Here is a 21,251-nt window from a genome sequence, read left to right as displayed (position 1 = left end):
AGCTATATGCTTAGTTATTTTATTAAATTTTTAACACTACTAGGTCTAGCATTGAATCTTAATTCTCATGTTTTTTTCTAAAAATCAAACACTTTTAGGCAAGCCTCTGGAAATTAATCCTCTGGCTATCGCCCTGCGATTAAAATTCGTCGGTTACACATCCGTTGGATGCTGATGCTACTGTTCTTGCATATTTATATAGTACTCCTCTTTTTACTTTTAAAGGTGGAGCTGTCCATTCTTGTTTTCTCTTTGCTAATTCTTCTTCAGAAACAGCTAAGTTTATTGTATTGGTTTCTGCATTGATGGTTATGGTATCTCCATCTTTTACCAAAGCGATTACCCCACCTTCTTGTGCTTCTGGTGTAATATGCCCTACTACAAATCCGTGAGTTCCTCCTGAAAAACGACCATCTGTAATTAGAGCAACCTCTTTACCTAATCCTGCTCCCATAATAGCAGCAGTTGGTTTTAGCATTTCTGGCATTCCAGGACCTCCTTTTGGGCCTTCGTAACGAATTACAACTACATCCCCTTTTTCAACTTTTCCGTCTCGTATTCCATCATTAGCCTCGTATTCTCCTTCAAAAACTTTTGCCTTTCCAGAAAAATACAATCCTTCTTTTCCTGTTATTTTTGCTACCGAACCTTCTTTAGCTAAATTTCCGTAGAGCATTCGTAAATGTCCAGTAGCTTTGATAGGCTGTTCTGTAGGTTTAATTACATCTTGTCCCTCTGTTAAACTAGGAACCGCAGCTAAATTTTCGGCTAATGTTTTACCTGTTACTGTTAAGCACTCTCCATGCAACAAACCTTTTTCTAGTAGATATTTTAAAACTGCAGGTGTTCCACCTACTCTGTGTACATCTTCCATTAGATATTTTCCACTAGGTTTTAAATCGGCTAAAAATGGAGTTTCATCAGAAATACGTTGAAAATCTTCTAAGGTAAACTTCACTCCTGCAGCTTTAGCTATGGCTAAAAAGTGTAGTACTGCATTAGTAGAACCTCCCATAACTGTTACCAATCGTACAGCATTTTCTAAAGCTTTTTTAGTAACAATGTCTGATGGTTTGATATCTTTTTCAAGTAATACACGTAGTGCTTCACCTGCTTTTACACATTCTTGCTCTTTGTTATCACTAATTGCAGGATTGGATGAATTGTACGGTAAACTCATTCCCAACGCTTCAATCGCTGATGCCATGGTATTTGCAGTGTACATTCCTCCGCAAGCTCCTGCTCCTGGGCATGCTTTTTCAATTACACTTTGATATTCTTTTTTAGTAATCGTTCCTGCAACTTTCTCTCCCCATGCTTCAAAAGCTGATACTACATCTAATTTTTTTCCTTCATGACAACCTGATGCGATAGTTCCTCCATAGACCAATACCGAAGGACGGTTGAGTCGTAACATTGCCATTAATGCTCCTGGCATGTTTTTATCACATCCTACCACGGTTACCAGTCCGTCATACGACATTGCTTGCACTACGGTTTCCATAGAGTCGGCAATTACATCACGTGATGGTAGTGAATAGCGCATCCCTGGTGTTCCCATAGAAATTCCATCAGAAACACCAATGGTATTAAATATCAACCCTACTAAATCGGCATTTTCGGTTCCTTCTTTTACCAATTTTGCCAAATCGTTTAAGTGCATATTACACGGATTTCCTTCGTACCCTGTACTTGCAATTCCAACCAACGGTTTTTCTAAGTCTGATTTAGACAATCCTATGGCATGCAACATGGCTTGTGCTGCCGGTTGCGTATCATCTTGCGTTACTTGTTTACTAAATTTGTTTAGTTCCATGTTAGCTTGCTTTTCTTTTTTGACGTAAGCCTAATACTTCGTCTTTGTATAATTTCATTAGTTTATGTCCGTGTGATTTTTCCCACGCTAGTGGAAATTGATAATCGTCTAACGATTGTAATCCTACTACTTCGGCTGCTGTTCCTGTAAAAAAGCAAGCATCTGCCTGTTTTAATTCTTCTAGTGTAAAGTGCTTTTCTTCAACAGGTATTCCTTCTTCCTTACACAAATCGATAACCGTAGCACGTGTAATTCCAGCCATGATATGACCTCTTGGTGGAGTGTATAGCTTTCCATCTTTTTGCATAAAAACATTGGCTCCTGAGCACTCTGCTACATTACCGTTCATGTCTAATAATAATGCTTCATCATACCCATTATTTTTTGCTTCGTTGGTTGATAATATTGAATTTGTGTAGTGTCCTGTTACTTTAGCCTCTACAAAACATGATTTCGGATTCGGGCGTTGGAATGAAGACGTTTTTACACGTAGTAATTTATCACCCATATATTTCCCCCATTCCCAACACTGGATAATTAGGTTTGTTTCTTTAGAAGTTAACAAACTCATATCGGCTCCAGTAGTGACTAACGGACGGATGTATGCATCTTTCAAACCATTACGCTCTAATAATTCATACGTAATTTGTGTGAGTTCTTCTTCTGAATAATCTAATTGAATATTCATTACTTCTGCGCCAAACTTTAGTCTTTTGTAATGCTCATACGACTTAAAGACCCTAGCTCCCTCGGTTGTATTGTAAGCTCTAATTCCCTCGAAAACTCCGTTTCCGTAGTGTAAACTCTGGCTATACAAATTAGCGCTAGCATCTTTCGCTTTGATAAACTCTCCGTTGAAAAAAATTACTGTTTCCTCGTTATAGTACATTTTTAGTTGTTTTTACTGTTCAAAATTATTTTTCGCTTTTTACTTTACTTTCTTCTATTTTAAGGCTTCAATGATTCTCACTTACTTACAAAAACACACAAAACCTTTAAAACCAATTATTTAACAACTATTCATTATGATATTCAGAAGCATAAAAAAAGCCTGTATCTAGAGTTAGATACAGGCTTTCTTATAGGTAATAACCATCTGTATCAACTCGGTGGAGAGCTAATAATGACAATAATAATTACCACGATGTTAAAAAATTGATTCATGCTTTTTGCAACAAAAAAGGCTTCCTAAATTTAGGAAGCCTTCTTATAATTTATATGTTAAACTATTAAATACCGCTTCCTTATCCTTGTGAAATAATCACAATGACAATAATAGAAATGATATTTAAAATTTGTTTTTTCATCTGTTGCCACAAATATTTGAAATTATTTTTTAGTTATCCTAATATTTTTTTGACTTTTTTATTTTACTCCTAGAAAAAACACTCACTAACCTACTGTATTACTTGCACTTATAAAAATTTTTATTTTTTATATAGCATTAATCAAAATTTATTTTATAGATTTGCGCCATTATGCAAACAAATAAAATATACAACAACATACCCAGTTTTCTAGTGCGGTCTTATAACCGACGCTAGTCTTTCCTTGCACAAAACTGAGTATTGTATAATTTTATTTTTATCCTTTTGATTTCTATAATCTACATTTTTATATCGTTACTAACTCTTGTTATTGTTTTCAATAACGCAGTTGTTGTACGACCTATTTTTATCCGACGTCGCCCGTAAGGGTGCTACTTCTTTTGGGAACCTAGGTGCGTCCGGTTCTTCTTTTCAAACCTCCGATTTATAACAAAATGTTTATCTAAAATCAATTTCAATGAGAGTTGTTATTGCTGATCAATCGCATAGTAAGTATGCCGAAATTATTTGTCAAACTATTGACGAAGCTGCTCTGGTTAGAGGCACAGGAATTGCTAAAAGAAAACCAGAATATATTATTACAAAACTAGAAAATGGTAACGCAGTTATCGCTTTAGATGGCGATAAGTTTGCTGGCTTTTGCTATATCGAAGCTTGGAGTCATGGCAAATTTGTAGCTAATTCAGGATTAATTGTTCATCCAGATTACAGAGGTATTGGTTTAGCCAAGCAAATAAAAAAAGTAGTTTTTGAACATTCCAGAGCAAAATTTCCTAACGCTAAAATATTTAGTATCACTACAGGTTTAGCAGTTATGAAGCTCAATAGCGAATTGGGTTATAAGCCTGTAACCTTTTCTGAACTTACAGAAGATCAATCTTTTTGGAATGGTTGTCAAACCTGTAAAAACTACGATGTGTTACAACGTACACAACAAAAAATGTGCTTGTGTACTGGTATGTTATACGATCCTAACAAAAAATCTCAAAACATAAAAGTAAAGGAGAAAGTCTTTCAAAGACTTAAAAGAATTAAGGAGAGCATCTTCCTAAAAAAAGACAAAAAATGAAAAAATTAGTAATTGCATACAGTGGAGGTTTAGATACTTCATACTGCGCGGTAAGCTTATCAAAACAAGGATACGAAGTTCATGCTGTTAGTGTGAATACTGGTGGATTTTCTTCCGAAGAAATTAAAAAAATTGAAGAAAATGCCTATACAATGGGAGTAGCTACCTATAAAAACATTAATGCTGTTAATGATTTTTACAAGAAGGTAGTAAAGTATTTAATCTTTGGAAATGTTTTAAAAAACAATACCTACCCCCTTTCTGTAAGTGCTGAAAGAATTGTACAAGCTATTGAAATTGTAAACTATGCCAAAAGTATAGGTGCTGACTGTATCGCGCATGGTAGTACAGGTGCAGGAAACGATCAGGTAAGATTTGATATGATTTTCCAAACGATAGCTCCAGAAATAGAAATTATCACACCTATTAGAGATTTACAACTTTCGAGACAGGAAGAAATCGAATATTTAAAGAATAATGGAATAGATCTTTCGTGGGAAAAAGCCAAATACTCTGTAAATAAAGGGTTGTGGGGAACTAGTGTTGGTGGTGAGGAAACTTTAACTTCTGAACTACCATTACCTGAACATGCCTATCCTTCACAAGTGACTAAAACAACATCAGAACAGGTAAAACTTTCTTTTGTTAAAGGCGAACTCGTTGCTATTAATGACGACAAAAAGCCCCCTGTACAAAATATAGAGGAGCTAAATATTATAGCCTCAAAATTCGGGATTGGAAGAGATATTCATGTGGGTGACACCATTGTAGGAATTAAAGGAAGAGTTGGCTTTGAAGCTGCTGCTGCGTTAATTACTATCAAAGCGCATCATTTGTTAGAGAAACACACCTTAACCAAGTGGCAACTGCAACACAAAGAGTATTTGGCTAATTTTTACGGAATGCACTTGCATGAAGGTCAATATTTAGACCCTGTGATGAGAGACATGGAAGTTTTTTTAGAAAGCAGTCAATCAAAAGTTACGGGTGATGTTTTTGTTACACTAAAGCCTTATCACTTTACATTAGACGGAATTGCTTCTCCACACGATTTAATGAATGCCAAATTTGGTAGCTATGGAGAGCTTAACAAAGGATGGACTGCTGAAGAAGCCAAAGGTTTTATCAAGCTCTTAGGAAATCAGAATAAGATATATCAACAGGTTAATCAGTAGACAGTTAGAAGTAGGTAGTTAGAAGTAGGTAGTTAGAAGTTAGGAAAAATACAAGTTTAGAATTTTGTTAGTTCAACAATTTTAAACTCAATAATAACAAAGAGTCAAAAACCAAGACAAAAGAACAGAGGTTTATAGAAAAGTCTTTGCTCTAGTAGCGAAGCGATCTTTGTTCTTGATTCTAAAGTAAAATCATAACGAAGTCGAAATGAGCGACATGGTTATCTCAAAAAACGGATAACAAAACAAACAACAAACAATATGATACAAGTAGGAATTATAGGTGGTGCAGGATACACAGCTGGTGAGTTAATAAGACTTTTACTACAGCATCCTGAAACTACTATCAATTTTGTGTATAGTACCTCAAATGCAGGAAATAAAATAGCAAATATACATCAGGATTTAGTGGGTAGCACTGAGCTAACATTTACAAATACAATCAATGGGAACATAGATGTACTATTCTTATGCTTAGGGCATGGAAACTCTAAAAAGTTTTTAGAAGCTCATACCTTTTCAGACCATACAAAGATTATTGATTTAGGAAATGATTTCAGGTTAAAAGCTGATAGCACTTTTCAAGGAAAAGAGTTTGTATACGGTTTACCTGAACTTCAAAAAATAGCGATACAAGGTGCTTCATACATAGCAAATCCAGGGTGTTTTGCTACCGCAATTCAATTAGGATTGCTTCCACTGGCAGATGCTAATTTGTTACAAGGTGATGTACACATCAATGCAGTTACTGGTGCAACGGGTGCGGGAACTTCATTATCAGCTACCACACATTTTACGTGGAGAGATAATAATTTTTCCTATTACAAACCTTTTACCCATCAGCATTTGGGAGAAATTAATCAGACGTTAGATACACTTCAATCTAGTTTTGATTCAGAAGTATTATTCCTTCCTAACAGAGGGGACTTTTCTAGAGGTATCTATGCTACGTTATACACACATTTTGAAGGAAATTTAAAAGAGGCACAGCAACTGTATGCTGACTATTACAAGAATGCTTTTTTTACACATGTTGCTGATAATGAACTGCATTTAAAACAAGTGATAAACACAAATAAATGTTTAATTCACTTACACAAACACGAAGATAAACTACTGATAACAAGTATCATTGACAACCTATTAAAAGGAGCTTCTGGGCAGGCAGTCCAGAATATGAACCTAATGTTTGGTTTTAAAGAAGATACTGGTTTACAGTTAAAGGCAACTTATTTCTAACCCTCACAGAGGGATTAGATAAACCAAGATGAATGTCTTAATACAAGAAATGAATAATACAAAATATATAATCTAAACTTTCTCAAATGAAAATAGCAATTATAGGAACAGGTAACTTAGGAAAATCAATCGCTAAAGGATTGATACAAAACAATTCATTTTCTCAACTTTTCTTAACCAAGAGAAACATTGAAGAACTTAATGAATTTAATGAGGTACCCAACGTTTTCATTAGTTCTAATAACAAGGAAGCAATCACAGCATCTGATGTATTAATTTTTGCTGTACAACCAACACATTTAGAAGCTCTTTTAAAAGAAACTGCTCCTCTGTTATCAGACAATCATATTGTAATTTCTACAGTTGCTGGTTTTTCCATTGAAAAAATGGAAACTCTCATTGGTTCAGATACTACTATTATCAGAGCCATGCCTAATACTGCTATTGCCGTTGGAAAATCGATGACTTGTCTTAGTGGTAATACTCAAGAGAAGCAAGATTTAAAAATAGCTACAGCTATTTTCAATCAACTAGGAACTTCTATGATTATTCCTGAAGATCAAATGCAAGCAGCCACCGTAATATGTGCTAGTGGAATTGCTTTTTGGATGCGCTTAATACGGGCAACTACACAAGCAGCTATTCAGTTAGGTTTCGATGCAAAAGAAGCACAAGAACTCGCTATGCATACTAGTGAAGGTGCTGCCAACCTACTCATAGCCACAGGAAATCATCCTGAAGAAGAAATCGATAAAGTTACCACTCCAAAAGGCTGTACCATTGAAGGTTTGAATGAAATGGAACACAAAGGATTAAGTGCAGCATTAATACAAGGAATGGTAGCCTCTTTTAATAAAATTAACACCATAAAAAAAACACCATAATGAGTTTATTTAACGTATATCCTCTATTTGATATCACCCCAGTAACCGCCAACAGTGTATATGTATACGACGATAAAGGCACAGAGTATTTAGATTTATATGGCGGACATGCCGTAATTTCTATTGGGCACTCACACCCTACCTATGTAAAAAACATTAGTGAACAAGTAAGCAAACTAGGCTTTTATAGCAACGCGATTCAGAATCCGTTACAAGTTGAGTTAGCTTCACAATTAGAAAACATATCTGGCTGTAAAGACTACCAGTTATTCTTGTGTAATTCGGGAGCCGAAGCCAATGAAAATGCTTTAAAGTTAGCCTCTTTTCATACGGGTAAGCAAAAAGTAATTGCTTTTAAAAATTCGTTTCACGGGCGTACTTCTGCTGCGGTAGCGGCAACCGATAATCCTAAGATTGTAGCGCCTATCAATGCGCAGCAAGAAGTTATCTTTTTAGAATTTGAAGACTTGGAAGGTGTTGAAAAAGCTTTACAAGACAATGATGTTTGTGCTATTATCATAGAAACCATTCAAGGTATTGGTGGGTTGGACGAAACATCAACTACTTTTTACCAAGGATTAGAAAAACTATGCAAGCAATACAACACCTTACTTATTGCTGATGAAATTCAGTGCGGATTTGGTAGAACGGGTGATTTCTTTGCTTTTCAAAAACACGGCATTACTCCGCATATCATTTCTATGGCAAAAGGAATGGGGAATGGATTCCCTGTTGGGGGAATCTTAATCCATCCAAGTATTGAGGCTTCTTACGGTTTACTAGGAACTACATTCGGAGGAAATCACTTAGCCTGTGCTGCTTCCTTAGCAGTTATTGAAACCATTGAAAAGGAGCAATTGATGGAAAACGCAGAGCAAATGGCTAAGTATTTTATAGAACAAGCAGCTTTAATTCCGCAGATAACAACTGTAAAAGGTAGAGGTCTCATGTTAGGGTTAGAATTCGATTTTCCTATTGCTGAATTAAGAAAGAATCTAATATTCAAGCATCACATTTTTACAGGAAGTGCTAAGAATCCTAACTTATTAAGAATTCTTCCGCCACTAACCATTCAAAAGCAACATATCGATGTGTTTTTTGAAGCTTTAAAAAAGGAACTGTCATGAAGAAATACACCAGCCTAAACGACATTGAAAACCTTTCAAACACCATTCAAAAGGCAATTCAATTAAAAGAAAATCCCTATCAGTTTGCTGATTTAGGACAACATAAAACCTTAGTCATGCTTTTTTTCAATGCTAGTTTACGTACAAGATTAAGCACCGAAAAAGCGGCTAAAAACTTAGGTATGGAAGTAAGTGTGTTAAACATTACCAATGCTTGGAATATGGAATTTGAAGACGGTACTGTGATGAATTTAAGTACTTCAGAACATATTAAAGAGGCTGCCATGGTAATTTCTCAATATGCTGATATGATTGCAGTAAGAGCTTTTCCAACGTTGAAAGACAAAGAAAAAGATACCTCTGAAATTGTACTCAACAGTTTTGTAAAATATGCTACGGTACCTGTTATCAATATGGAAAGCGCAACCGATCATCCACTACAAGCCTTAGCAGATGCCATTACCATTACAGAAACTAAAAAAGTTGACAAACCTAAAGTTGTGTTGTCTTGGGCTCCACACCCCAAAGCATTACCACATTCGGTTGCCAATGCTTTTGTTCACCTCATGCACAAAATGGATGTAGAGTTTGTTATAACGCATCCCGAAGGGTACGAGTTAGATTCTGAAATTACGAAAGAGTTTCCTGTAGAGTACAATCAAGAGAAAGCTTTTGAAAATGCCGACTTTATCTATGCTAAAAACTGGAGTTCTTTTAATGATTACGGAAAAATATTAAGCCAAGACAAAAACTGGATGATCACCAAAGAAAAAATTGGCAATGCTAAGTTTATGCACTGTTTGCCTATTAGAAGAAATGTAGTAGCAGAAGATGCTGTTTTAGATGGTGATAATTCTCTTGTCATTGAACAAGCCAACAACAGAACCTTTGCTGCCCAAATAGTTTTACAACAAATTTTAGGAGAATTATGAAAACCATAAAGATTGTTAAAATAGGCGGAAACATCATTAATGATGAGACAGCCCTACATAGCTTCTTAGCTGATTTCGCTCAGTTAAAAGGACCTAAAGTATTGATACACGGTGGTGGAAAATTAGCTTCTGAATTAGCTAAAGAATTGAATATTCCTGTAACTATGATTGATGGCAGACGTGTAACTGATTCACAAACTTTAGATTTGATTACTATGGTATATGCAGGTAAAATCAACAAGCAAATTGTTGCGCAGTTACAAGCGTACAACGCCAACGCCATAGGTTTTACAGGAGCTGATGGAAACACAATTATATCAACCAAACGTCCTGCTGAACCTATAGATTATGGATTTGCTGGCGACGTTGTCACCGTGAATCCGCAAGTAGTAACGGCATTAATTAATAACAAAGTAACTCCAGTGTTTTGTGCAATTACGCACGATGCAAACGGACAATTACTCAATACCAACGCCGATACTATTGCTGCTGAATTGGCTATAGGGTTATCTGCTGATTTTAATACAGAATTGTACTACTGTTTTGAAAAACCAGGAGTATTAAATGATGTTTCTGATGATACTTCTGTTATTGAACAAATCACGTTAGAAACCTATACTCAACTAAAAACTGATGGAGTCATTTTTGAAGGAATGCTTCCTAAGTTAGACAATTGCTTTCATGCCCTAAAAAACAATGTTCAAAAAGTACACATAGGCAATACAGCTATGGTATTTAACTCAAAAAACAAACACACCTCATTACAACTATCATGATACAAAGACTCACTACAAAAGCTATCAGCCTATTAAAAAACTTGATAGAAACTCCTTCTTTTTCTTCGGAAGAAGATGCTACTGCCCTACTATTGGAAAACTGGTTTCAAGAATTTGATATTCCGTATACCAGAACACAGAACAATGTATGGTCGGTAAACAAACATTTTGATGATAGTAAACCTACGCTGTTACTAAACTCTCACCACGATACCGTAAAACCTAATAACGGCTATACCAAAGATCCTTTTAAAGCGATTGTGGAAGAAGGAAAACTCTATGGTTTGGGAAGTAACGATGCGGGAGGCTGTTTGGTATCATTACTAGCAACCTATACCTATTTCTATCAAAAAGAAAACTTAGCGTATAATTTGGTATTTGCAGGAACTGCCGAAGAAGAAAGCAGCGGTCCTAACGGTTTAAATGGATTACTAAAAACCTTACCTAACATTGATGTAGCGATTGTGGGAGAACCTACCTTAATGCAATTAGCTATTGCCGAAAAAGGCTTGGTAGTTTTTGATGCTGAGGTAAAAGGAACCCCAAGTCATGCCGCACATCCGAACCACGATAATGCTATTTATAACACCATTGATGTATTACAATGGTTTAAAGATTTATCATTTGAAAAAACTTCGGAAACCTTGGGTGAGGTTAAGTTAACAGTAACACAAATCAATGCAGGGAAACAACACAACGCTGTTCCTTCCGAAGTAAAATTAGTGGTAGATGTTCGCGTAAACGATAAATACACCAATCAAGAAGTAAGCGATTATTTACAGCAAAACGCACCTTGTAACATACATCCAAGAAGTTTGAATTTAAATTCATCGTCAATACCAAAAGAGCATCCATTGGTACAAGCAGGATTGGCTTTAGGAAGAAAAACCTATGGTTCTCCTACCCTATCTGACCAAGCAGTGTTGAGTTGTCCGTCATTAAAATTAGGACCTGGTGATAGTACTCGCTCACACACCGCTGATGAGTTTATTTACCTTCAAGAAATTGAGGAAGGAATTGAATTGTATATTCAATTATTAGAGAAAGTATTATAAGAAAGAAACGAGAAAAAAGAGAAAAGAAAAAAGACTTAATTATAGAAAGTCTTTATTCTAGTAGCGAAGCGGTCTATTCTCTTGGCTCTAAAAAACAATCGTCATTCCGAACGAAGAGAGAAACCGTAAGGTTCAGTGTAGCTAAATCTCAATCAAAAGAGTAACTCATAAGTTTGAGACCTCTCACATACGTTCGAGGTGACAAACAAACAATGAGAATTTTGTTAGTTATAGTGTTTAACACTCAATACTAACTTCTCAATACTCAGTACTAATTAAAAAACATAAAAACATGAAACTTTGGGACAAAGGATTATCCATAGATAAAAAAATAGAGCATTTCACTGTTGGAAACGATATAGAAATAGACATACACATTGCACCGTATGACTTGCAAGCATCATTAGCACATGCAAAAATGCTGGCTTCCATCGGTATTATTACTTCGGAAGAATTAACGCAAGTAACTAGTGGAATTGCTACACTACAACAGCAAGTGGCAGGCGGTACTTTTGTAATTGATCCTCAGTTTGAAGATGTACATTCTAAAATTGAGTTTGAATTAACCAACATGTGCGGTGAAGTTGGTAAAAAGATACACACAGCACGTTCCAGAAACGATCAAGTTTTAGTGGCGTTGCAGTTGTATTATAAAGACAATTTACAGCTGATTTCTAATAAAACTAAAACACTTTTCAGTACGTTATTAGAGTTGGCAGAAGAACATAAAACCAAGTTATTACCTGGGTACACCCACTTACAAGTGGCAATGCCTTCTTCATTCGGGTTATGGTTTTCTGCGTATGCTGAATTGCTAATTGACGATTTGTACATGGTAGATGCAGCACTAAAAACAGTAGATCAAAATCCGTTAGGTTCTGCGGCTGGGTATGGTAGTTCGTTCCCTATTGATAGAGAATTTACTACCAAAGAACTTGGATTTGAAACCTTAAAGTACAATGTGGTTGCTGCACAAATGAGCAGAGGAAAAAGTGAGCGTACGCTTACCATGGCATTAGGAAGTGTAAGTAATACCTTAGCTCGTTTTGCCATGGATATTTGTCTGTATATGAGTCAGAATTTTGACTTTATTTCTTTTCCTGATGAATTAACCACAGGCAGCAGCATTATGCCGCATAAAAAGAATCCTGATGTGTTTGAACTCATTAGAGGTAAGTGCAATAAAATTCAAGCGTTGTATACCGAAACCTTGTTAATTACTAACAATTTACCGAGTGGATATCATAGAGATTATCAGTTATTAAAAGAAAATATCATCAACGCTTTTGAAGAACTAAAAGATGTGTTGGATATTTTTGACTATTCTATTCAGCAAATTATTGTAAAGGATATTGACCTACAGGATGAAAAGTATAAATATCTATTTACGGTAGACAATATCAATACTTTAGTTGAAAATGGGATGAGTTTTAGAGAAGCCTACCAAAAAATTGGTGGTGAAGTTAACAAGGGAACGTATACTCCTGATACTTCTAAAAAACATACGCATATAGGGAGTATTGATAATTTGTGTTTGGATAAAATACGTGAGAAGCTTAATTTATTTTAACTCATTTATAAAAGCAAGATGGAAATCATCTTGCTTTTCATTTTTGTTTGTATATGTAGTCTTTACACTCCTAACCACTTCGTAAACTCTGCTGTTTTATTTTGACTGGTTTTTAAAACTGTTTTGCTGTTTTTTAGATTGATGGCTACTACATTTTTATTATACCTACTTATCTTTTCTATATAGTTTCTATTGAGTAGTTCGCCTCTATTAATTTTAAAAAACACGCTAGGATTTATTATTTCTTCTAATGCTTTTAAAGAAGATTGATTTAATACATGTTTTTTATTATTTATATCGTATGCTGTTACAATTCCATAATCTGCTTGAAAATACATTACCTCTTCCATCTTTAAGAAGTAGGTATACTGAGAAGATTTAACAGCAATAAAATCTTGATAGCTTTTAGGTGTTTGAGCTGTTTGATTTGCTAGATAAGCATCTAATTTTTGCAAAACATTATGGTTACTTTCATCCTTCATTGAACTCTTTAAGTTTGAATACTTATTTACTGCTTTTTCAAAACGTTCAAACGAATAAGGTTTTAATAAATACTCTATACCACTGGTTTCAAAAGCATGCATCCAAAACTGATTGTATGCTGTTATAAAAATAATTGGTACTTGAATTTGTAGCTTATTATAAGCATCAAAAACATTGCCGTCTCGTAATTCTATATCAGAAAAAATCAAGTCAATATCAGAAGTTGATTCAAAAAACTGAAGCACCTCTTCTACCGTTTCAAACTCATCTACCACAGTGATAGGTTCATGATAACTTTCTATATATTTTTTTAGTTTTTTTCTAGCTGGTAATTCGTCTTCAACAATAAGTGCTTTTATCATTTTTATACAGATTTATGAGATGGTATTAATGGTAAAACAACTTCAAACTCCTTTTCAGTTTCACGTATTTTAATAGTATTTTCAGCAAGTAACTCAAATTGTTTTGATAAGTTAATCAACGCCATTCCATTACCTTTTCTTCTTGTAGCGTATAGTGCTTTATTATTTGTTACTTTAATTCCTTCATCCTCTGTTATAGTAATATCTACGGGTGATTCGGAGGTTCCTTTATTGTGAGTGATTGCATTCTCTATAAGAACTTGTAAACAAAATGGGGGTACTACAATGTTTTTTGTGTATAAAGTTGATGCTATATTTAGTTTATAATAACCTTCATACTTTTCTTCCATTAACTTAAAATACCCCTCTGTAAAAAACAACTCTTCTTTTAATGTAACCAGTTGTTTATCTGAACTATGTAAGCTATATCTATATAATTCTGCAAAACGATTTAAAAATAAAGAAGCTCTTTGAGTATCTTCTTCAATAAGTTGATCTAAAATATTTAGATTATTAAATAAAAAGTGAGGGTTTAATTGTGTTTTTAATTGTGTTATTTCATTTTTAGCTTTACTTATTTCATAGGCAGCTACCTGTTTTTGATAAGCAACATTTTCTTTATAATACAAGTAGGCTAATGAAAATCCTCCAAAAATAATAAAGTCAATTACAGAATTTATATTGACATATATTATATGATAAACAGAACCAAAGTTTCTGGAATAGGTATCAAAAATGAACGCAACAATTAATCCGAAACTATTTCCTATCACTAAATATGTTAACAAGCCTATTCCAAAAAAATGCACATATCTTCTACTTAATGAAGTTTGTTTTTTTGAGTTTTTATTAATACTCTTTTTGATAAAACTAACCCACCAAAAAATAAAAACTGCTTTAAAAAAATACCAAAAGGGAGCATCAGGATAAAAGATAAAATCTTTCCAAGAATCTGAATTCCCAAATTGATTTTTTAAAATAAATATTAAGCAAAAGGTAAAGAGAAAGATTAAAAATGTAGCATTTTCTCTAAAAAAGGATGTGTTTGTTTTCATATCAGTACTCACAAATATATCAAATTTGCGATGAAACTTCTGATTGAATCTCACCGCAAACTCTAGTATTTCTATTTAACTTCTGGCCAAGTACTTACTGTATTTCCTTTCTCATCATAAGCTTCTAATTTTATTTTATTATCCTCATCTATAATAAACTTAGCTCTTGTTTTTCCGTTAGAATCGTATAAAAATAATCCGTTTTGTTTTCCTGGTGTTTGCCCTAAAGCTACTCTTGGTACCCCACCTATCATTCCTTTTTGTTGATACTCTTTAAACTTAGCTCTTCTTTCAGCAGGATCTTTAATAGCTCTTAATTCTTCACTTATTTTTTGAGTCTTTTCTTGGGTTTCGTTATCTCCTCTATCATTAAATACTAACCTACCTGCTTTGTACCTTTTTCCATCTCTCTTTGCATCTGTAGTTATGAGCTGCATTACTTGGTCTCCATCATACTGATCAAATGTTAATGATAATCCTGAACTATGTCCTTTTTCAGTTTTTTTACCATCATAAATAAATCCGCCACACTCTATACCTTCTTCATTATAAAAAAGCATTCCTGCTCTCTTTTTTCTTTCGTGATAAACTCTTCCATTAATCTTATCGCCTTTACTAGGAAAGTTTGCTGCATTTGTAATTAACATTTTTACTGTTCCATCATTTTCTATGATATTAATTCTTTTTACATCAATAGTATCAAATTGTGTATTCTCTTTATTTTTAAAGGCTACAGTAGTTAAAACTCCTATTAATGCTGTTATACTTACTGCAAATGTTCTTAAAAAAATAAGTTCTCTTTTTGTGTTCATCATGGTATGTTTTTATTATTAGATGCCTCAAAAGTATTTTGGACTCACGTTTTTAAAAATATTTTTTTTATAAGCTCAGGAAAATAAATGATAAACTAAGGAATATTAACAATAAAAAAACCACCGACTTTTAATCGGTGGTTTACACTATGTATTAAGGTTAGTTATTTCTTAGTACATATTTTGTAATGCTGTAATGTCGTTACCATTAAACTCTCCGTCTTCGTTAGAGCTAAAGCACGCTAACATAACTGAAGTTGAATCGTATCCTGTTGGTGTACCAGATACATGGTTAGCTCCTACACCTGCAGTACCTTCATTGGTATTTTGTCCACAACTTTGACGGCTAAACCAATCAGTATGTCTAAACCCTACTGAGTGTCCAATCTCGTGTGTAATTACATGCTCTACAACATTCGTATCATAGTTATCTAAACCATATATTTGTACGAACTTGTAAGGTAAACCATTGCTTGGGAAACCTGCACTACCACCTGCTCCAGATTGAGTTGGGTTATGGTACACTACCATATCTTTGTTGCTGTAATTAGTTCCAAAACTTAATGTAAAGCTAATAGATACACCACTTAAACGGTTGTAATTGTCTACCGCCCATTGTAATGCTGTTCGCTCTTTAGTAGAAAGACCATATCCACCACCACCTGTGTATCCTACGATAGAAATATTTCTACCTTGAGATACTAAATTGTTAGTAGAGTATTGACGAGCAGATTGATTTTCATCTTTAGCTTTAGCCATAGCAAACAACTGATCTTCTGTCATTACAACATCCTCTTCTAAGAATAAGCGTGCTTCTGAAGTTCCATCAGGGAAATAAAAATTGTCATAACGAATATGATTTACATTTAGCTCCAATTTGGCTGCAGCATCAACAACCTCTTGAGGTACAGGTTTGAGTCCTGGGTTATCGCTATATTGTAGTATAGCATCCGGCTCTTTAATTTGTTCGTTTTCACTTGAACATGAGGTGAAGAACACACCTACAGACAAGCCCATAATTAGGGCTAACTTTGTTTTTTTCATAATATGAAGGGTTTTTTAATTCGCTGTAAATCTACACTTTAGATCCATATTTTTAAAATAAAACCGTAAAAAGTGTTAAAAAAAAGAATATTTAAACAAAAAAATCATAAAATATTAAATACTAAACAATGTAGCAGTTTTTTAAACAATTAACAAACACATTATCAATTACTTAAAAACAAAACTTCCTTTAACAGGAATAGTTAAAGGAAGTTTACGGTTAATTTACAGTATTTATAACTTATATAATAGTGCTTTGACCCATGTGTATATTTTGGAAATTCATATCACTATCTTCTTGGTTATAGATATAGTCCGCTATAAAATCTCCTACTTTACTAGTAGAAAATGGATTTTCTGAATTGATGTCTTCTGTAGTAATACCCAGTTCTAATGATTTTTGAACAGCACTCTCTACTGTATCTGCCTCTGTATGTAATTCTAAGTGTCTTAACAATAATGCAGATGATAGTATGGATGCTAATGGGTTAGCGATGTCTTTTCCTTTTGCTTGTGGAAAAGATCCATGAATAGGTTCAAATAGCGCATTTTCTTTTCCTACTGAAGCGGAAGCTAACAAACCTATAGAACCTCCTATAACACTTGCTTCGTCAGAAAGAATGTCTCCAAAAAGGTTTTCGGTTAAAATAACATCAAAATCTTTTGGGTTTAAAATTAACTTCATCGCTGCATTATCAACAAATAAATAGTCTACTTCAACGTCAGGGTATTGAGTTGCTAAATCTCCAACAGTTTTACGCCACAGCCTTGAGGTTTCTAATACATTGGCTTTATCTACCAACGTTAGTTTTTTACGTCTTTTTTGAGCTGCTTGAAAAGCTAAATGTGCCATTCGTTCTATTTCTTCTACAGTATAAGAACAACCATCAAAAGCATGCTTTCCATCATCACTCAGTTCTTTAATACCAAAATAGATTCCTCCTGTTAGCTCTCTATAAATAACAATATCTGTTCCTTCAATTCTATCTTTCTTTAAAGGTGACTTATGAATTAACGTGTCATACGCTTTTACAGGACGAACATTACAAAATAGTCCTAACTCTTTTCTTAAACGTAGTAATCCTTGCTCTGGACGTACTTTTGCTGTAGGATCATTATCGTATTTTGGATCTCCAATAGCACCAAACAATATAGCATCGCTTTTTTTACATAATTCGATGGTTTCTTCAGGTAACGGATTTCCTGTTTGGTCAATAGCGCAGGCTCCCATTAATGTTTCTTTAAATAAGAATGTGTGATCAAACACATTACCAACAGCTCTAAGCACTTTTTTTGCTTGCTCTGTTACTTCAGGTCCTATTCCATCGCCTGGAATTACGGTTATATTATATTTCATCTTTATTCTTTTTATATCATTTTTGCTTCAAAAGCTGTTATTTTATCTTTTTTACTGATTAAAAAATCTATATCGTCATAACCATTTATCATACATAGTTTTTTGTACGGGTTTATTTCAAAATCTACATTACCTATGGGGGTTTTTAGTTTTTGATTTTCTAAGTCAACTATAATAGTTGTGTCTGGTAATTCAGTTACTTTTTTTAACAGTTTTGCTAAATATTCTTTGGGTACTTGTACTGGTAATATTCCGTTATTAAGCGCATTTCCTTTAAAAATATCTGCAAAAAAACTACTGATAACTACTTTAAATCCGTAGCCTGCTAATGCCCATGCAGCATGTTCCCTACTTGAGCCACATCCGAAATTATCTCCTGCTATTAAAATGCTTCCTGTATAATTTGTATTGTTTAAAACAAAGTCTTCATTTAAACTACCATTTTTATTGTAGCGCCAATCTCTAAACACATTGTCTCCAAACCCTTCTTTATTAGTTGATTTTAAAAATCGTGCGGGTATTATTTGGTCGGTATCTATGTTCTCCGTCGGTAATGGTATGGCCGTATCTATTAGTTTAACAAATTTCTCCATTAGTTTAATTGTTTTGTAAAGTCAGTGATTTTTCCTTCTACTGCTGTTGCTGCAGCCATTAACGGACTTGCTAAAATGGTTCTTGCTCCTTGTCCTTGACGTCCTTCAAAGTTTCTATTTGAGGTTGATACACAGTATTCTCCTTCTGGTATTTTATCGTCATTCATTGCTAAACATGCTGAGCAACCTGGTTGTCGTAACTGAAATCCTGCTGCTTCAAAAACTTCTTGTAAACCTTCTCGTTTTATTTGTTTTGCTACTTGTTGGGATCCTGGTACTAACCACGCATTTACATTCGCTGCTTTTTGCTTTCCTTTTATATAGTTTGCTGCTACTCTAAAATCTTCTATCCTAGAGTTTGTACAACTTCCTATAAATACATAGTTAACGGGTGTATTAATTAATGATGCTCCTTTTTTAAAGTTCATATACTGTAACGACTTTTCAAAGGAAGCATCATTAAATTGGGGGATGTTCTCTGAAATTTTTATACCCATTCCTGGGTTGGTTCCGTAAGTAAGCATTGGTTCTATGTCTTCTGCCTTAAAAGTGTATTCTTTATCAAATTTTGCACTTTTATCTGTCTTTAATGTTTTCCAATAGGTTACTTTGTTATCAAACTCGTCTCCTTTTGGTGCAAACTCACGTTCTTTAATATATTCAAAAGTGGTTTTATCAGGAGCAATCATACCTCCTCTTGCTCCCATTTCGATACTCATATTACACACGGTCATACGACCTTCCATAGACATTTCTTCAAATACATTTCCTGCATATTCACAAAAATATCCTGTACCTGAATTTGTTCCTAATTGCGCTATAATATATAAGATTACATCTTTGGGTAACACTCCATTTTTAAGTTTACCTTTTACAGTTACACGCATGCTCTTAGGTTTTTCTAACAATAAACATTGACTTGCAAATACTTGTGCTACTTGACTTGTTCCTATACCAAAAGCAATAGTACCAAAAGCACCGTGCGTTGATGTATGACTATCTCCACAAACCATAGTCATTCCTGGTTGTGTTATCCCTAATTCGGGAGCCATAACGTGTACAATTCCATTATATCGATGTCCTAAACCATATAGAGTAATATCGTTTTCTTTACAGTTTTGTGTTAACTGCTCTAGTTGTTGCCTTGATAATTCATCTTTTATTGGTAAATGTTGATTTACGGTTGGTGTATTATGATCGGCTGTTGCTACTGTTTTGTCTGGTCGTGCAATTGGAATATTACGCTCTTTTAACTCGTTAAAAGCTTGCGGACTGGTTACTTCATGAATTAAGTGTTTGTCTATGTATAATATTTGTGGACCGTCTTTTACAGTATCCACTACATGCGCATCCCATACTTTATCAAATAATGTCTTTCCCATTAAGCTATGGCTATTTTTGAAATTTTATTTACTTGTTTCATAATCTGATGAATATCTTCATCGATTACTTCTTTTTGCCTGTCAGCAAACTGTAAAAACGTTTTATAAGCTGTATCTAACTGAATTTTGGTTAGCTCATATCCTATCTTTTTTGCTCGATATGCTAAGGCTGCTCTTCCGCTTCTTGCGGTTAATACAATAGCACTTTCTGTGACTCCTACATCTGCTGGATTGATAATTTCATACGTTTCACGATTCTTGATAACTCCATCTTGATGAATTCCTGAGCTATGTGCAAAGGCATTTGCTCCTACAATGGCTTTGTTAGGTTGTACAGGCATTCCCATGCGTTCACGAACCATCATACTTGTATCGTATAGTAATTTGGTGTTAATATCTGTTTGAAGATTTAAATATGGATGCTGTTTTAAAATCATTACTACTTCTTCTAAAGCCGTATTTCCTGCACGCTCTCCTATTCCGTTGACCGTACATTCTATTTGACGCGCACCATTAATAACTCCTGCAATAGAATTTGCTGTGGCTAAGCCTAAATCGTTATGGCAATGGCATGAAATAATTACATTTTCAATGCCTTTTACATTGTCTTTTAAATACTTGATTTTCGCTCCATATTCTTCAGGTAAACAATACCCTGTAGTATCAGGAATATTCAACACTGTTGCTCCTGATTTTATAACTTCTTCACAAACTTTGGCTAAAAAAGCATTATCGGTTCTACCTGCATCTTCTGCATAAAACTCTACATCGTCTACAAAGTTTTTTGCGTACGAGACAGCTTCTTTTGCTCGCCTAATTACTTCTTCTTTCGAAGCATTGAATTTATACTGAATATGTGAATCACTAGTACCAATACCTGTATGAATTCTAGGTTTGCTAGCTAATCTTAAAGCATCTGCTGCTACTTCAATATCTTTTTTAACGGCTCTTGTTAATCCGCATACAGTAGCATTTTTAACTAATTTAGCTATTTCTTGTACCGAAGTAAAGTCTCCTGGACTTGATACTGGGAAGCCTGCTTCAATTACATCAACTCCTAAAAAATCGAGTCTTTCGGCAATAACTAGCTTTTGTTGGGTATCTAATTTACATCCTGGGACTTGCTCTCCGTCTCGTAATGTGGTATCGAAAATTTGAATTTTATCGCTTTGCATAAATCTAAATATGATTA

General features: G+C 34.3%; 19 protein-coding genes. 9 read left to right on the top strand and 10 right to left on the bottom strand.

The window, feature by feature from the left end; translation table 11 throughout:
* Positions 1 to 139 precede the first annotated feature (139 nt).
* Positions 140 to 1,816 carry a dihydroxy-acid dehydratase gene (ilvD, locus tag N534_RS0107235; RefSeq protein WP_028891846.1) on the bottom strand — a complete coding sequence of 559 codons (1,677 nt, stop codon included), beginning with the start codon at positions 1,814 to 1,816 and terminating at the stop codon, positions 140 to 142.
* A gap of 1 nt (position 1,817) precedes the next feature.
* The gene (locus tag N534_RS0107230; RefSeq protein WP_028891845.1) at positions 1,818 to 2,705 is read right to left on the bottom strand and encodes a branched-chain amino acid transaminase; all 888 of its coding nucleotides are present in this window, start codon (positions 2,703 to 2,705) and stop codon (positions 1,818 to 1,820) included.
* 896 nt (positions 2,706 to 3,601) lie between these two features.
* On the opposite strand from N534_RS0107230, the gene N534_RS0107225 reads away from it, so the two are divergent.
* The 9 genes from N534_RS0107225 to argH all read left to right on the top strand — a co-directional run bounded on the left by N534_RS0107225 (position 3,602) and on the right by argH (position 12,971).
* Entirely contained in the window at positions 3,602 to 4,213 is a 612-nt protein-coding gene (locus N534_RS0107225) for a GNAT family N-acetyltransferase (protein WP_028891844.1), read from the top strand.
* On the top strand, positions 4,210 to 5,388 hold the full coding sequence (argG, locus tag N534_RS0107220) for an argininosuccinate synthase (RefSeq protein WP_028891843.1): 1,179 nt from the start codon (positions 4,210 to 4,212) through the stop codon (positions 5,386 to 5,388). Before N534_RS0107225 ends, argG begins: the two co-directional genes overlap by 4 nt.
* A gap of 261 nt (positions 5,389 to 5,649) precedes the next feature.
* The gene (gene argC / locus N534_RS0107215; RefSeq protein WP_028891842.1) at positions 5,650 to 6,627 is read left to right on the top strand and encodes an N-acetyl-gamma-glutamyl-phosphate reductase; all 978 of its coding nucleotides are present in this window, start codon (positions 5,650 to 5,652) and stop codon (positions 6,625 to 6,627) included.
* Positions 6,628 to 6,713: 86 nt separating this feature from the next.
* Positions 6,714 to 7,511 carry a pyrroline-5-carboxylate reductase gene (gene proC / locus N534_RS0107210; RefSeq protein ID WP_028891841.1) on the top strand — a complete coding sequence of 266 codons (798 nt, stop codon included), beginning with the start codon at positions 6,714 to 6,716 and terminating at the stop codon, positions 7,509 to 7,511.
* The gene (locus N534_RS0107205) at positions 7,511 to 8,638 is read left to right on the top strand and encodes an aspartate aminotransferase family protein (protein WP_028891840.1); all 1,128 of its coding nucleotides are present in this window, start codon (positions 7,511 to 7,513) and stop codon (positions 8,636 to 8,638) included. Before proC ends, N534_RS0107205 begins: the two co-directional genes overlap by 1 nt.
* The gene (locus N534_RS0107200) at positions 8,635 to 9,570 is read left to right on the top strand and encodes an acetylornithine carbamoyltransferase (protein ID WP_028891839.1); all 936 of its coding nucleotides are present in this window, start codon (positions 8,635 to 8,637) and stop codon (positions 9,568 to 9,570) included. Before N534_RS0107205 ends, N534_RS0107200 begins: the two co-directional genes overlap by 4 nt.
* Complete coding sequence (gene argB, locus N534_RS0107195; RefSeq protein ID WP_028891838.1) at positions 9,567 to 10,346, top strand: acetylglutamate kinase; 780 nt, start codon at positions 9,567 to 9,569, stop codon at positions 10,344 to 10,346. The genes N534_RS0107200 and argB overlap by 4 nt, the downstream gene beginning before the upstream one ends.
* Entirely contained in the window at positions 10,343 to 11,401 is a 1,059-nt protein-coding gene (locus N534_RS0107190) for a M20 family metallo-hydrolase (protein ID WP_028891837.1), read from the top strand. Before argB ends, N534_RS0107190 begins: the two co-directional genes overlap by 4 nt.
* Positions 11,402 to 11,693: 292 nt before the next feature.
* Complete coding sequence (gene argH / locus N534_RS0107185) at positions 11,694 to 12,971, top strand: argininosuccinate lyase (RefSeq protein WP_028891836.1); 1,278 nt, start codon at positions 11,694 to 11,696, stop codon at positions 12,969 to 12,971.
* A gap of 62 nt (positions 12,972 to 13,033) precedes the next feature.
* Here argH and N534_RS0107180 read toward each other — a convergent pair whose 3' ends face one another.
* The 8 genes from N534_RS0107180 to N534_RS14550 form a co-directional block, all read right to left on the bottom strand.
* On the bottom strand, positions 13,034 to 13,816 hold the full coding sequence (locus N534_RS0107180; protein ID WP_028891835.1) for a LytTR family DNA-binding domain-containing protein: 783 nt from the start codon (positions 13,814 to 13,816) through the stop codon (positions 13,034 to 13,036).
* Between the two features lie 2 nt (positions 13,817 to 13,818).
* The gene (locus N534_RS0107175; RefSeq protein ID WP_028891834.1) at positions 13,819 to 14,871 is read right to left on the bottom strand and encodes a sensor histidine kinase; all 1,053 of its coding nucleotides are present in this window, start codon (positions 14,869 to 14,871) and stop codon (positions 13,819 to 13,821) included.
* Between the two features lie 71 nt (positions 14,872 to 14,942).
* Positions 14,943 to 15,686, bottom strand: a complete 744-nt coding sequence (locus tag N534_RS0107170) for a hypothetical protein (protein ID WP_028891833.1) — start codon at positions 15,684 to 15,686, stop codon at positions 14,943 to 14,945.
* Positions 15,687 to 15,854: 168 nt separating this feature from the next.
* The gene (locus N534_RS0107165) at positions 15,855 to 16,727 is read right to left on the bottom strand and encodes a M57 family metalloprotease (RefSeq protein WP_028891832.1); all 873 of its coding nucleotides are present in this window, start codon (positions 16,725 to 16,727) and stop codon (positions 15,855 to 15,857) included.
* A 241-nt stretch (positions 16,728 to 16,968) separates the two neighbouring features.
* The gene (gene leuB, locus N534_RS0107160; RefSeq protein ID WP_028891831.1) at positions 16,969 to 18,084 is read right to left on the bottom strand and encodes a 3-isopropylmalate dehydrogenase; all 1,116 of its coding nucleotides are present in this window, start codon (positions 18,082 to 18,084) and stop codon (positions 16,969 to 16,971) included.
* An 11-nt stretch (positions 18,085 to 18,095) separates the two neighbouring features.
* Positions 18,096 to 18,677, bottom strand: coding sequence for a 3-isopropylmalate dehydratase small subunit (gene leuD / locus N534_RS0107155; protein WP_028891830.1), 582 nt, complete (start codon positions 18,675 to 18,677; stop codon positions 18,096 to 18,098).
* The gene (gene leuC, locus N534_RS0107150; RefSeq protein ID WP_028891829.1) at positions 18,677 to 20,059 is read right to left on the bottom strand and encodes a 3-isopropylmalate dehydratase large subunit; all 1,383 of its coding nucleotides are present in this window, start codon (positions 20,057 to 20,059) and stop codon (positions 18,677 to 18,679) included. Before leuC ends, leuD begins: the two co-directional genes overlap by 1 nt.
* Positions 20,059 to 21,234 carry a 2-isopropylmalate synthase gene (locus N534_RS14550; RefSeq protein ID WP_051435869.1) on the bottom strand — a complete coding sequence of 392 codons (1,176 nt, stop codon included), beginning with the start codon at positions 21,232 to 21,234 and terminating at the stop codon, positions 20,059 to 20,061. The genes leuC and N534_RS14550 overlap by 1 nt, the downstream gene beginning before the upstream one ends.
* Positions 21,235 to 21,251: the final 17 nt, after the last annotated feature.

The organism is Tenacibaculum sp. 47A_GOM-205m, from assembly GCF_000518405.1.
In the GTDB taxonomy this organism is placed as follows: domain Bacteria; phylum Bacteroidota; class Bacteroidia; order Flavobacteriales; family Flavobacteriaceae; genus Polaribacter; species Polaribacter lutimaris.
The sequence above is the reverse complement of the archived record's forward strand: the minus strand, read 5'-3'. Positions and strand labels throughout refer to the sequence as shown.

Coding starts and splice junctions, on each gene's coding strand:
- ilvD (WP_028891846.1), bottom strand. CDS start 1,816: ATGGAACTAAACAAATTTAGTAAACAAGTAACGCAAGATGATACGCAA.
- N534_RS0107230 (WP_028891845.1), bottom strand. CDS start 2,705: ATGTACTATAACGAGGAAACAGTAATTTTTTTCAACGGAGAGTTTATC.
- N534_RS0107225 (WP_028891844.1), top strand. CDS start 3,602: ATGAGAGTTGTTATTGCTGATCAATCGCATAGTAAGTATGCCGAAATT.
- argG (WP_028891843.1), top strand. CDS start 4,210: ATGAAAAAATTAGTAATTGCATACAGTGGAGGTTTAGATACTTCATAC.
- argC (WP_028891842.1), top strand. CDS start 5,650: ATGATACAAGTAGGAATTATAGGTGGTGCAGGATACACAGCTGGTGAG.
- proC (WP_028891841.1), top strand. CDS start 6,714: ATGAAAATAGCAATTATAGGAACAGGTAACTTAGGAAAATCAATCGCT.
- N534_RS0107205 (WP_028891840.1), top strand. CDS start 7,511: ATGAGTTTATTTAACGTATATCCTCTATTTGATATCACCCCAGTAACC.
- N534_RS0107200 (WP_028891839.1), top strand. CDS start 8,635: ATGAAGAAATACACCAGCCTAAACGACATTGAAAACCTTTCAAACACC.
- argB (WP_028891838.1), top strand. CDS start 9,567: ATGAAAACCATAAAGATTGTTAAAATAGGCGGAAACATCATTAATGAT.
- N534_RS0107190 (WP_028891837.1), top strand. CDS start 10,343: ATGATACAAAGACTCACTACAAAAGCTATCAGCCTATTAAAAAACTTG.
- argH (WP_028891836.1), top strand. CDS start 11,694: ATGAAACTTTGGGACAAAGGATTATCCATAGATAAAAAAATAGAGCAT.
- N534_RS0107180 (WP_028891835.1), bottom strand. CDS start 13,816: ATGATAAAAGCACTTATTGTTGAAGACGAATTACCAGCTAGAAAAAAA.
- N534_RS0107175 (WP_028891834.1), bottom strand. CDS start 14,871: ATGAAAACAAACACATCCTTTTTTAGAGAAAATGCTACATTTTTAATC.
- N534_RS0107170 (WP_028891833.1), bottom strand. CDS start 15,686: ATGATGAACACAAAAAGAGAACTTATTTTTTTAAGAACATTTGCAGTA.
- N534_RS0107165 (WP_028891832.1), bottom strand. CDS start 16,727: ATGAAAAAAACAAAGTTAGCCCTAATTATGGGCTTGTCTGTAGGTGTG.
- leuB (WP_028891831.1), bottom strand. CDS start 18,084: ATGAAATATAATATAACCGTAATTCCAGGCGATGGAATAGGACCTGAA.
- leuD (WP_028891830.1), bottom strand. CDS start 18,677: ATGGAGAAATTTGTTAAACTAATAGATACGGCCATACCATTACCGACG.
- leuC (WP_028891829.1), bottom strand. CDS start 20,059: ATGGGAAAGACATTATTTGATAAAGTATGGGATGCGCATGTAGTGGAT.
- N534_RS14550 (WP_051435869.1), bottom strand. CDS start 21,234: ATGCAAAGCGATAAAATTCAAATTTTCGATACCACATTACGAGACGGA.